Raw genomic sequence first — 11,635 nt, forward strand, 5'->3', positions numbered from 1 at the left:
TCACGCCGCAATCAGACCGCGGCCTTTCAACAGGGCATCCACGCCCGGCAATCGCCCCCGGAACGCCAGATACAAATCCTCTGCCTCGCGCGAACCGCCGGTGGACAAGATATTGTCTTCCAGCGCTTTGGCCCGTTCAGGATCAAAGGCACCACCTGCTTCTTCGAAGGCCGCAAAGGCGTCAGCATCCATCACCTCGGACCACATATAGCTGTAGTAGCCCGAGCTATAGCCATCGCCTGCGAAAACATGCGCAAAGTGGGGCGTGGCGTGGCGCATTCCAATGGCTTGCGGCATCCCCAACCCGGCCAGAACCTCGGCCTGTTTTGCCATCGGGTCTGCCGGGGCGTCGCCATCGTGGAAGGCCAGATCAACAAGGGCCGAGGCGACATATTCAACCGTCTGGAATCCCTGGTCGAAATTGGCGGCATTCAGCACTTTTTCAAGCATCACCTGCGGCATCGGTTCGCCCGTTTCGGCATGGGTGGCAAACTCGGCCAGAACTTCGGGCACTTCCAACCAGTGTTCATAAAGCTGGCTCGGCAGTTCGACAAAATCGCGCGCAACCGAAGTCCCCGAGATGCTTTCATAGGTCACGTTGGACAGCATCTGGTGCAAGGCGTGGCCAAACTCGTGGAACAGGGTGCGTGCATCGTCATAAGACAGCAGCGCCGGATCACCCTTGGCGAAGTTGCAGACATTGATGACAATCGGTGCCTGTTCTTTCGGGAATCTGGCCTGTGCCCGCATCGCGCTGCACCAGGCACCTGATCGCTTTGACCCCCGTGCAAAGTAGTCACCGATGAACACGGCGACATGCCGACCGTTGCGCGTAACTTCCCACGCGCGGCAATCCGGGTGATAAAGCGGCACGTTCAAAGGCTTGAATTCCAGCCCGAACAGGCGGTTTGCACAAGCAAACGATGCCTCGATCATCCGGTCCAGTTGCAGGTAGGGTTTCAGTTCCGCCTCATCCAGATCATGTTCCGCCTTGCGCCGCTTTTCAGCGTAATAGCGCCAGTCCCATGCTTCCAGCGGGCCGTTGACACCGTCTTTCTGCATCATCCGGGTCAGGATTTCCGCGTCCGCATCGGCGCGGGCCTTGGCAGGTTCCCACACCTGCATCAACAACTCACGTACCCGGTCCGGAGTACGAGCCATTTCAGTTTCCAGCTTGTAATCGGCGAAGTTGTCATAGCCCAACAGCTTGGCGCGTTCCTCACGCAAGTCCAGAATCTCAGCTGCGATGTCGCGATTGTCGGTCTCGCCACCATTCGCCCCGCGGGCAGCCCAGGCGCGATAGGCTTTTTCGCGCAGATCCCTACGGGGTGAAAACTGAAGAAACGGCACGATCAGCGACCGGGAGAGGGTAACAACCGGCCCCACGGCGCCCTTTTCCGCACCAGCAGCGCGCGCTGCATTCACAACGAAATCCGGCAGGCCCTGCAGATCTTGTTCGGTCAGGTCCATGAACCAATCCCGCTCATCCGCCAGCAGGTTCTGGGTAAAGGATGTCCCCAACGACGCGAGGCGCGACTTGATTTCCTGCATTCGAGCGTCTTCGTCCCCGTCCAACGCCGCACCTGCACGAACAAAGCCCCGATGGGTCAGCATCAGAACGCGTGCCTGCTCCTCGGTCAGTTTCAGGTCTTCGCGCCGCGCCCAAAGGTCGGCAACGCGTTCAAACAGCGCCTTGTTCGAGGAAATTCCCGAGAAATGCGCCGACAGCTTGGGTGAAAACACGCGCTGCAACTCTTCCCGCTTGGGGTTGCTGTCTGCGCCTGCAACGGTGAAGAAGACCGACAGAACCTTGTCCAGCTGCGCGCCCGCAGCCTCAAGGGCTTCGACCGTGTTGGCGAATGTGGGGGTATCCGGATTTGCCGCTATCGCGTCAATCTCGGCGTTATGCGCGGTCATCGCCTGATCCAGAGCTGGGGCAAAATCATCATCCGAAATATCGGCGAAAGGGGCTATTTCGAATGGGGTGGTCCAGTTGGACAGGATCGGGTTGGTCATGCGGATCTCCTTTGACCCTATAGCTAGTTCGCCATGGCCGGGTGTTCCAGAACCCCCAGCCCACGTTAAGAAAGGTTAATTGCTTGCGGCACCACAAATGGGGCAATCGGCACGGCGGGTCAGAGTGATCTTGCGACTTTCACCGTACAGGGCGTCGTAGATCAGCATCTCGCCCCGCAGCGCCATGCCAGCGCCCGTGATCACCTTTATCGCCTCAACCGCCATCATCGATCCGACGACACCCGGCAACGGGCCAATCACACCAGCCTCGGAACAGGACGGGGCCAGACCGGGGGCCGGGGCTTCGGGAAAGATACACTGATAGCACGGGCTGCCATTGGCTGGGTCAAACACGCTGAGCTGCCCTTCCCACTGCGACAAGGCCCCCGAAATCAGTGGCTTGCCCAACGCGGCGGCGGTTCGGTTTGCCAGATACCGGGTCTCAAAATTATCCGTACCGTCAAGGATCAGATCGAAGTCGGCAAAAAGATTTGCTGCGATTTCATCGCTTAATCTGCGATGAAAGGGCAGAACCTCCACATTCGGGTTCTGCGCCTCCATCGCTTGCTGGGCGGAAAAGACCTTGGGCATATCGATATCTGCATCGCGGTGGATCACCTGCCGCTGCAGGTTCGCATTCTCGACTATGTCGTCGTCAATGACCCCGATTGTACCCACACCTGCGGCCGCCAGGTATTGCAGCGCCGGGGCGCCTAAACCTCCTGCGCCGATCACCAGAACACGGGCCTGTTTCAACTTTTTCTGACCCGGCCCGCCCAATTCGCGCAGCACAATGTGACGGGCATACCGGTTCAGTTCGGTTTCGGTGAAACGGTCAGAGGGCATGGTGGTTTCCGGCTTGGATGCTTGTACTGCGCGGTTACGCAGGGCCTTCAGCACACGGCTATATAACAAAACGATGGCCGCGAAACCTGCAAGGATCAGCCACAGCGCCGCAGACCCACCGGTTGCTTCGCGCAGAGGATGCCCATCCGGCAAGATCAGATGAGACAGGATCACCCCGACCAACAACACACTCACCGACACCGCGCGCGCGGTTTTTGACGTGCCGGCGACATAGCCAACGCCCCATAGCCCCGCTGCCAGAACAAGAACCAGCAGCATCAGCCGCGCCCGGTCGAGCCGAAACCGCCAGCCCCGCGATCTGTTTTACCCAATGCCTCAGCCAGTTCGAATGCAGCCTGCACGACAGGGGCAACTACCAACTGCGCGATACGATCGCCATGGGCAATCTCGAACGGTTCCTGACCGGCATTCATCACGATTACCCCCAGAGGTCCGCGATAGTCACTGTCGATAGTGCCCGGCGTATTGGGCAGCGTGATTCCGTGTTTCAGTGCAAGGCCCGAGCGGGGACGAACCTGAACCTCGTATCCCTGCGGGATTTCAATGCGCAGACCGGTCGGCACAAGCGCTCGCTGTCCGGGCTCCAGCATGATCGAAGCCCCCTGGGGCAAGTTGGCCCGCACGTCCGCGCCAGCAGCACCCGCGGTTTCGTAAGACGGAAGCGCCACGGCGGGGTCTGCCCCGTCTTCGCGGATCACTCGAATTGCAACCATGGTTTTGCCTTTCCTTCAGCCCGCCAACGCGTCCGCGATCCTGCTTGCCAACCGCCGCGCAACCTCGGCCTTGCCCATACGCGGCCATTCCTCGGCTCCGCTGTCCGAAATCAGGATAACCGCATTCTCGGACCCGCCCATGATCCCGGTGGCAGGGCTGACATCGTTGGCAACAATCCAGTCACAGCCTTTGCGCAGCCGCTTGGCGGTAGCATGTTCAATCACGTCATCGGTCTCGGCCGCAAAGCCGACAACCAAAGGTGGGCGCCCATTTTCCATTCGTGAGACACGTTTGAGAATGTCGGGGTTCTCGGCAAACTCCAGAACCGGAAGACCGTCTCGGCTTTTCTTCAGCTTCTTGTCTGACGCACTGGCCACGCGCCAATCTGCCACCGCCGCCGCAAACACGCCCGCATCGACGGGCAGCGCCGCATCAACCGCGTCCGACATCTGTTGCGCGGTCTCGACCGGCACGACCTGCACACCCGACGGTGGCGGTACGTCCGCGGGGCCCGTGACAAAGATCACCTCAGCCCCTAATTCCGCAAGTGCCTGTGCCACGGCCGAGCCCTGCGCCCCGGAAGAGCGGTTCGCGATATACCGGACCGGATCAATCGGCTCATGCGTCGGACCCGAAGTTACCAGCACGCGCTTACCCACCAAGGGTCCTGCCGCAAATTGCGCCTCAACCGCCGCGACGATTTCCAGCGGTTCCGACATGCGCCCGGGGCCATATTCACCGCAGGCCATATCACCTTCGTTTGGGCCAACAAAGCACACGCCATCCGCTTGAAGCTGCTTCAGGTTGCGTCGCGTCGCCGGGTGTTCCCACATGCGTACATTCATCGCGGGTGCACACAGAACGGGCGTGTCCGTTGCCATCAGAAGGGTCGATGCCAGATCATTTGCCAACCCCCCCGCCATCTTGCCCATCAGGTCCGCTGTTGCGGGGGCCACGACGATCAGATCGGCAGAGCGTGACAGCTGGATATGACCCATCTCGGCCTCGGCGGTCAGATCGAACAGGTCACCATAGACCTTTTCTGAGGCAAGGGCAGACACGGACAGAGGTGTTACAAATTCCTCTGCCGCACGCGTCAGCACAGGCGTTACGGCCGCGCCACGTTCACGCAGCCTGCGGATCAGGTCCAGCGATTTGTAGGCCGCGATGCCGCCGCCGATGATCAGCAGAATGCGTTTGGATGACAGCATGTTCAGCCCTTCCTGTCCCGGTCGGCCCCGACATTAGGCAAGCCCAGCAGGTTGTTCCAGCGATTAATTCTGAACCTGAAACGCCGCACAGGGATCTTCACGCTCGACTGTGGGGCTGTCGATTACGATATCAAAGTCACCGTCGATGATGTCGTCCTCGGACTGTCCGACCGAGACCACCTTCCATCCGGGTTGAAGGCGTTCAAGAAATGTCGGGATACCTCGGTCTTTGCGCGCATGCCCGTTCCCAGTGATCACGGCAACCGGGCCGCCGGTTTCTTCCATCGCGCGCATCACCGCGCGCGCAAGAACCGCATCGCGCAAACGCTGGATCGCGACCATCTGGGGTAACATTTCGGGTGGGAGAGCATCGCAATGCGCGGCCATTTGATCTGCCTCACGCGCCTCCTGCTCCTCGGGCGTCAGCGGTACAGTCAAACCATAGCGCGCCGCGTCTGCACCCAGCGCCGTGGCGGCCCCGCGTTCCATCGCAGCCCGCGCGGCAGCACGCGGCACCATGGCCCCGTAAACCGGCACACCGGAGGCCTTGAACACCGGATAATACAGCCTAAGTGGTGGCCAGCCGCTTTCTGCCCATTGCAGAATACGGCTCAACTCTTCCGGGTTGGACACCGCTTTTTGCGCCAGCCGTTGCGCGCCTTCTTCGGTGACCATCTCCCAGACAACGGCCGAGGGTGAGATCTTCATAATCGCTTCAGCTTGAACAAGGTGGTGGCGGGGATTGTCGTGAACCTCTCCCAGAATCACCACATCGGCGTCCCGCATCGCGAGAGCCGCATCATCGGAAATAAGATCTTCCGCCAGTCCGGGTCGCGCCGCTGTGACCATAAGGCCCAGAACACACGCAAGAATCGCAAGCTGTTTCATGCGATGAAGTGTTGCACCTCGCTCGACTGGGCTTCAAGGTTCTTGCGCATTTTTGCGAATGCCGCGGCCTCAAGCTGTCGCACGCGTTCCTTGGACAGACCCAGCTCGACGCCGAGACTTTCCAGTGTCCGCGCAGGCTCGCGCAGTTTGCGTTCGCGCACAATGAACCGCTCGCGGTCATTCAGCGCGTTCATCGCGATCAGCAACCACTGGCGCAATTGTTCGGTATCGTGGGTGTGCTCAACTGCTTCGGCGGCCTGTTCGCGTTCATCTTCCAGCGCATCGATCCATTCGCGCCCGTCTTCGTCGGCGGATTGCACCGCGTTCAGTGAAAAATCCGACCCTGACAGCCGACCTTCCATCAGTTCAACGTCGCGCAAAGGAACCCCGATTTCCGTGGCGATCATCTGATGCAGCTGGTGGCGGTCCAGTTCAAGCCCTTCGGTCGCGGCCTCTCGTTCCAGCCGGGCCTGAACCCGACGCATGTTGAAAAACAGCGATTTCTGCGCCGAGGTGGATCCCGTTCGCACCATGGACCAGTTCCGCATCACATAGTCCTGAATGCTCGCCTTGATCCACCACACCGCATAAGTCGAAAACCGCACCCCGCGATCAGGGTCGAACTTGTCTGCGGCCTTCATCAAACCCAGACCAGCCTCCTGAATAAGGTCATTCATCGGCGCACCATAGCGTTTGAACTTGGCCGCCATCGAAATTGCCAGCCGCATATACGCTGTGATCAAGCGGTGCAGCGCCTGTTCATCACGCTGGTCACGCCAGGCATAGGCCAGCCTCAGTTCCGTTTCCGCATCCAGCAACTCGGCCTTCATCGCTTGCCGGGACATCGAAAAATCTGTCGCGTTGTCCAGTGCCATAAACCTCTCCCCCTGATTTGCAGGCGTTGGCCGGGCTTGCCATGCCGACCTATGACCGATACGCAAAACAGCACCAATTGGATCATCTTTAGGTAAGTACTGTGACGTCAGATTTAACCTTAGTTCTGGGCGGAGCTGCTTCGGGCAAGTCGGCATTTGCCGAGGACCTCGTTGTTTCCGCAGGGAAAAACAGAGTTTACCTGGCGACATCACAAGTGTTTGATGACGAGATGCGGCAGAAGGTTGATCGCCATCTGGAACAGCGGGGCGGCGGGTGGACCACGATTGAAGAGCCTCTTGACCTGGGGCCGGTGCTGTCCAGCCTGTCCTCGGATCAGGTCTGTCTGGTCGATTGCGCCACCATGTGGCTCAGCAATCACTTGCTGGCCGAAACCGATATGGGCGAGGTTCAAACTGGCCTGCTAAAGGAGCTGCGCGCATGCCCGGCGCAGATTGTGATCGTGTCGAACGAAGTCGGACACGGTATTGTTCCCGATAACACGCTTGCCCGCCGCTTTCGCGAAGCGCAGGGCCGGCTGAACATTGCACTTGCGGCGCAGGCTAAACTGGTGGTCCAGGTGACCGCGGGGTTGCCGTTGGTCCTGAAAGGGCAGCTGCCGTGACGCGACTGCATCTTGTTCGCCACGGGCCCACGCATGCAAAGACGATGGTTGGCTGGTCCGATCTGCCTGCTGATCTAAGCGATACAGCAGCCCTGAAGCGCCTGCACGACCATTTGCCACCCGATGCACTTGTGATTTCGTCCGACCTGTCGCGTGCAATTGACACTGCTTCTGCCATTCAAGGCCAGCGTCGCCGTCTGCCACATCACCCGGACCTGCGGGAAATCCATTTCGGTCAGTGGGAGCTTCGCGAATTTGCCGAGATTGAAGCCGAAGACCCCGAGCTGGCTTTTGCCTATTGGGACAACCCCGGTGATGTCCGCCCACCGCAAGGTGAAAGCTGGAATGAGGTCCGCGACCGGGTAGATTCCGCGATCAACGCGCTTGTTTCCGCGCATACAGGCCGCAATCTGGTGATCGTCGCCCATTTCGGCGTAATCCTGACGCAAGTACAACGCGCCCTTGGTCTGGACGGGCAGCAGACATTTGCGCATCGGATCGACAACCTTTCGGTGACGGATATTGCCGTCAACGGCGGGGTGTGGACTGTCGGATCGATCAATCACCTTCCGTGAACAGGCCCAACACAAATCACTGTTTTACCGGTCGTCAAAGCTGCGGCATCGTCCGCGCATGACTTATGACCTTTATATCGGCGATCGCCTCTTCTCCAGCTGGTCAATGCGCGGCTGGTTGATGCTTGAGAAATTCAACCTGCCCTATCGCAGCCACATGATCGGCCTCTATTCCGGCACCATGGCGCAAGACATGGAACCGCTGGCCCCTGCCCGCCTTGTCCCTGCCCTGCGCATGCCGGATGGAACGGTTGTGGGGGAAAGCCTGGCGATGGCCGAAACCCTGGCCGAACGCCACCCCGATGCCGGGTTGTGGCCTTCGGATGCCGCAGCCCGGGCAACAGCCCGCTGGCTATGCGCCGAAATGGTAGCCGGTTTCAGCGCCCTGCGTGGAGAATGCGCCATGCAGCTGCGCAACGTGTGGGAAGGCTTTACGCCGTCTGAGGCGACTTTGTCAGACCTGGAGAGGATTGAAACACTCTGGGCACATGCGCGGAGCGTGTCAGGGGCAGACCAAGGCCCGTTATTTGGTGCCTATTCACTGGCAGACGTCTTCTACACACCCGTTGCTGCGCGGATTATAGGATATGGGCTGCCGGTGTCAGAGGCGAACCGGGCTTATTGCATGGAATTGCTCTCTGATCCCATAGTCAGACAGTGGCGCGCCATGGGATTGACCGTTGTGTACGACACCTTCCCATACGCGCAGGATTTACCGTCCAGCCCCTGGCCGGTCGTGGGTGTATCTGCTGCGAAGCCGGTTTCAGGTGGTCCGTCAGTCAACGCCGTCTGCCCGTATTCCGGCAAGCCTGTGACTGAGTTCCTGGAGCTAGACGGACAATGCTGGGGGTTCTGCAACCCATTCTGCCGGAACAAAACTGTGGCCGACCCCGAAGCATGGCCCAAATTCGCGGCCATGCGCGCAGCCGTTAACGACTCTTAAACCAGAACCGTGGCAGCAACGTCCTGTTAACCAAAACAGGACTGCCATGGTCGCCCGCGCCCACACCGTTGCTTTTCAAGGAGTCGATGCCCGCCCGGTCGAGGTGCAATGCGCAGTCTCACCCGGACTGCCCGCCTTTTCCATCGTGGGCCTGCCCGACAAAGCCGTGTCCGAGGCGCGTGACCGAGTCCGCAGCGCGCTGAGCGCGATGGCCATTGCGCTGCCGTCCAAGCGGATCACCATCAACCTGTCACCCGCCGATCTTCCCAAAGAAGGCAGTCATTTCGACCTGCCCATCGCGGTGGCGCTTTTGTCCGCGCTCGATATCATCCCTGCCGATGCCGCAGAAAGTACCGTTGCATTGGGGGAATTGTCGCTCGACGGTTCTCTGGTGCCCGTTGTTGGTGCCTTGCCTGCCGCCATGACGGCCGCTACAGAAGACCGCGCATTGCTTTGTCCGCGCGCCTCCAGCGCCGAGGCCGCTTGGGTAGATGCCACCCAGGTGATCGGCGCCGGATCGCTTGGAGAGGTCGTGCGCCACTTCTCGGGCCAATCCCCTTTGCCAGCGGCGCAACCCGGCGAAGTGACCCTGATACCGTCCAACCGCGACCTGCGCGATGTGAAAGGGCAGGAGCGCGCCAAACGTGCCTTGGAAATCGCCGCGGCCGGACGTCACCATCTGATCATGATCGGCACACCGGGATCGGGCAAATCCATGCTGGCGGCACGGCTTCCCGGTATTCTACCGCCGCTTACAGCCGTGGAAGCCCTGGAAACGTCGATGATCCAATCGCTATGCGGGTTACTGGATGAAGGTGGAATAAACCGCACACGCCCATTTCGCGAACCGCACCACACAGCCTCGATGGCAGCCATAGTTGGTGGTGGGAAAGGGGCCAAACCGGGCGAAATCTCGTTGGCTCATAATGGTGTGCTGTTCATGGATGAATTCCCTGAGTTTCCACGAACGGTTCTGGAAACTCTGCGGCAACCCATTGAAACCGGCGAAGTCATGGTAGCGCGCGCGAACGCCCATGTGAAATACCCCTGTCGTTTCATGCTGGTCGCCGCCGCCAACCCTTGCAAATGCGGTTACCTGACCGATCCGTCCCGTGCCTGTTCGCGAGCACCGGGATGTGGTGAAGATTACCTGAACCGAATCTCGGGTCCGTTAATGGACAGATTCGACCTGCGGATCGAAGTTCCGCCTGTGGGTTTCACTGATCTTGATCTGCCTCCTTCGGGCGACAGTTCGGCGACGGTTGCAGCACGTGTCGAAAGGGCGCGAGCCATTCAGGCAGACCGGTTTTGTGACACGCCGGAGTTACGACAAAACGCTGATGCAGAAGGCAAAATACTGGAAGAGATCGCCACGCCCGATGCCGAAGGAAAAGAGCTGCTGTTGAAAGCCGCAGATCGTTTCGGCCTGTCAGCCCGGGCCTTTCATAGAATCCTGAGGGTGGCGCGCACCATCGCCGATCTGGACGGCGCGACCGATATCCGCCGCCCACACGTGGCTGAAGCGCTGAGTTTTCGCATCTCTGCCCGGGTGATGGCTTAAAGCCTGGCCTCGATGGCCTGCCATATCTTTTCGGCAATATTTACGCCGTCAAACCGTTCCAGTTCCTGAATGCCGGTCGGTGAAGTCACGTTAATCTCGGTCAGATAGTCGCCAATAACGTCAATTCCTACAAAGACCTGACCCTTTTCCCTCAGCAGAGGCCCAATCGCCGCGCAGATCTCAAGATCGCGTTCGGACAAGCCGATCTTTTCCGGACGTCCGCCAACATGCATGTTCGACCGCGTTTCGCCTTCGGCTGGTACCCGGTTAATCGCGCCAACCGCTTCGCCATCCACCAGGATCACCCGTTTGTCGCCATTGCTGACATCCGGCAGGAATTTCTGCACGATCAGAGGTTCGCGCGAGAATCCGGTGAACAGCTCATGCAAGGAAGTCAGGTTGCGGTCATTGGCATCAAGCCGGAACACACCCGCGCCGCCGTTCCCGTAAAGTGGTTTGAGGATGATATCGCCGTGCTTTTCCTTGAACGCCTTGATCGTCTGTAAATCGCGCGCAATCGTTGTTGGCGGGGTCAGGTCGGGGAAATCCAGCACCAACAGCTTTTCCGGGTAGTTGCGCACCCAGAACGGATCGTTGACGACCAGCGTCTGACCCTTGAGACGATCCAGCAAATGCGTGGACGTGATGTAGTGCATATCAAAAGGCGGGTCTTGGCGCAGCCAGACGACATCGAAATCGGCAAGATCCACCTCGCGTTCGGGGCCCAGAACCGCAGGATCTCCGGCAACCCTTTGCACGGTCATGTCGTGACCTCGTGCGGTGATGCGACCCTGCTGATAGGCCAAGTGATCCGGACCGTAGAAAAACAAAGAATGCCCGCGCGCCTGTGCCTCTTCCGCCAGACGGAATGAACTGTCGGCGTTGATATCCACGGCCCCGACCGGGTCCATTTGAAAGGCGATTTTCATGGCATGTCCCTCAGTTTCCCGCCAGATACATGGACCAGCACGCCTGTGGGTTCAATGGGGCTTAGCCAAAACCAAAGGCGTTTTCGATGATATGAACCGCGCCAGAGCCATCCACAAGTGCCGCGTCAAAGCGCACGTTTGTCAGCTGCCCGTCCGGCTCGTTTTCCAAGAACTGCGCTGCGGAGGCATAAATTCGTTCGATCTGCCTGCGGCTGATCCGGGCAGCGGCTTTTTCAAAGCTGGTGCTTTTCTTAACTTCGATAAACACAAGCCCGTCGCCGTCGCGCGCAACCAGGTCGATCTCTCCGCCAGTGCCCCGCCAGCGACGATGCGCTATGGCAAAGCCCCGACGTTCGTAATCTGCAGCGACCTGTGACTCTGCGGCCTGTCCGGCGTGGTAAGAGATCGAACCCTGTCGTTCACGCCGCCCCAT

12 protein-coding genes are annotated in these 11,635 nt (G+C 59.6%); 4 read left to right on the plus strand and 8 right to left on the minus strand.

Annotated features, from left to right (window positions below; genetic code table 11):
- The 6 genes from I9188_RS11020 to I9188_RS11045 form a co-directional block, all read right to left on the minus strand.
- Positions 1 to 2,016, minus strand: a complete 2,016-nt coding sequence (locus I9188_RS11020; protein ID WP_209506423.1) for a M3 family metallopeptidase — start codon at positions 2,014 to 2,016, stop codon at positions 1 to 3.
- A gap of 75 nt (positions 2,017 to 2,091) precedes the next feature.
- A complete protein-coding gene (gene moeB / locus I9188_RS11025; RefSeq protein WP_209506426.1) occupies positions 2,092 to 3,141 on the minus strand; it encodes a molybdopterin-synthase adenylyltransferase MoeB in 1,050 nt (349 codons plus the stop codon).
- Positions 3,141 to 3,596 carry a dUTP diphosphatase gene (dut, locus tag I9188_RS11030; protein ID WP_209506428.1) on the minus strand — a complete coding sequence of 152 codons (456 nt, stop codon included), beginning with the start codon at positions 3,594 to 3,596 and terminating at the stop codon, positions 3,141 to 3,143. The genes moeB and dut overlap by 1 nt, the downstream gene beginning before the upstream one ends.
- Positions 3,597 to 3,611: 15 nt before the next feature.
- Positions 3,612 to 4,808: a bifunctional phosphopantothenoylcysteine decarboxylase/phosphopantothenate--cysteine ligase CoaBC gene (gene coaBC, locus I9188_RS11035; RefSeq protein ID WP_209506430.1), complete on the minus strand. Its 1,197-nt coding sequence runs from the start codon at positions 4,806 to 4,808 to the stop codon at positions 3,612 to 3,614.
- A gap of 63 nt (positions 4,809 to 4,871) precedes the next feature.
- Positions 4,872 to 5,696, minus strand: a complete 825-nt coding sequence (locus I9188_RS11040) for a ChaN family lipoprotein (protein WP_209506432.1) — start codon at positions 5,694 to 5,696, stop codon at positions 4,872 to 4,874.
- Complete coding sequence (locus I9188_RS11045; protein ID WP_209506434.1) at positions 5,693 to 6,571, minus strand: RNA polymerase factor sigma-32; 879 nt, start codon at positions 6,569 to 6,571, stop codon at positions 5,693 to 5,695. Before I9188_RS11045 ends, I9188_RS11040 begins: the two co-directional genes overlap by 4 nt.
- A 101-nt stretch (positions 6,572 to 6,672) precedes the next feature.
- On the opposite strand from I9188_RS11045, the gene cobU reads away from it, so the two are divergent.
- From cobU to I9188_RS11065, 4 genes are read left to right on the plus strand one after another with little or no spacing between them, the layout of a single operon-like run.
- A complete protein-coding gene (cobU, locus tag I9188_RS11050; RefSeq protein WP_209506436.1) occupies positions 6,673 to 7,194 on the plus strand; it encodes a bifunctional adenosylcobinamide kinase/adenosylcobinamide-phosphate guanylyltransferase in 522 nt (173 codons plus the stop codon).
- Positions 7,191 to 7,769, plus strand: coding sequence for a histidine phosphatase family protein (locus I9188_RS11055; RefSeq protein ID WP_209506438.1), 579 nt, complete (start codon positions 7,191 to 7,193; stop codon positions 7,767 to 7,769). Before cobU ends, I9188_RS11055 begins: the two co-directional genes overlap by 4 nt.
- A gap of 58 nt (positions 7,770 to 7,827) precedes the next feature.
- Entirely contained in the window at positions 7,828 to 8,712 is an 885-nt protein-coding gene (locus I9188_RS11060) for a glutathione S-transferase (protein ID WP_209506440.1), read from the plus strand.
- A gap of 46 nt (positions 8,713 to 8,758) precedes the next feature.
- Positions 8,759 to 10,273: a YifB family Mg chelatase-like AAA ATPase gene (locus I9188_RS11065; RefSeq protein WP_209506441.1), complete on the plus strand. Its 1,515-nt coding sequence runs from the start codon at positions 8,759 to 8,761 to the stop codon at positions 10,271 to 10,273.
- Here I9188_RS11065 and gshB read toward each other — a convergent pair.
- On the minus strand, positions 10,270 to 11,202 hold the full coding sequence (gene gshB, locus I9188_RS11070; RefSeq protein WP_209506442.1) for a glutathione synthase: 933 nt from the start codon (positions 11,200 to 11,202) through the stop codon (positions 10,270 to 10,272). The genes I9188_RS11065 and gshB overlap by 4 nt on opposite strands.
- Positions 11,203 to 11,263: 61 nt before the next feature.
- Positions 11,264 to 11,635, minus strand: a complete 372-nt coding sequence (locus I9188_RS11075; protein WP_209506443.1) for a YraN family protein — start codon at positions 11,633 to 11,635, stop codon at positions 11,264 to 11,266.

The organism is Ruegeria sp. HKCCSA071, assembly GCF_017872555.1.
GTDB lineage: Bacteria > Pseudomonadota > Alphaproteobacteria > Rhodobacterales > Rhodobacteraceae > Ruegeria.

Bases quoted from the DNA above. Each gene is read 5' to 3' on its own strand.
- coaBC (WP_209506430.1), bottom strand. From the start codon at position 4,808: ATGCTGTCATCCAAACGCATTCTGCTGATCATCGGCGGCGGCATCGCG.
- I9188_RS11065 (WP_209506441.1), top strand. From the start codon at position 8,759: ATGGTCGCCCGCGCCCACACCGTTGCTTTTCAAGGAGTCGATGCCCGC.
- I9188_RS11060 (WP_209506440.1), top strand. From the start codon at position 7,828: ATGACTTATGACCTTTATATCGGCGATCGCCTCTTCTCCAGCTGGTCA.
- gshB (WP_209506442.1), bottom strand. From the start codon at position 11,202: ATGAAAATCGCCTTTCAAATGGACCCGGTCGGGGCCGTGGATATCAAC.
- I9188_RS11045 (WP_209506434.1), bottom strand. From the start codon at position 6,571: ATGGCACTGGACAACGCGACAGATTTTTCGATGTCCCGGCAAGCGATG.
- I9188_RS11075 (WP_209506443.1), bottom strand. From the start codon at position 11,635: ATGGGGCGGCGTGAACGACAGGGTTCGATCTCTTACCACGCCGGACAG.
- dut (WP_209506428.1), bottom strand. From the start codon at position 3,596: ATGGTTGCAATTCGAGTGATCCGCGAAGACGGGGCAGACCCCGCCGTG.
- I9188_RS11040 (WP_209506432.1), bottom strand. From the start codon at position 5,696: ATGAAACAGCTTGCGATTCTTGCGTGTGTTCTGGGCCTTATGGTCACA.
- I9188_RS11020 (WP_209506423.1), bottom strand. From the start codon at position 2,016: ATGACCAACCCGATCCTGTCCAACTGGACCACCCCATTCGAAATAGCC.
- moeB (WP_209506426.1), bottom strand. From the start codon at position 3,141: ATGCTGCTGGTTCTTGTTCTGGCAGCGGGGCTATGGGGCGTTGGCTAT.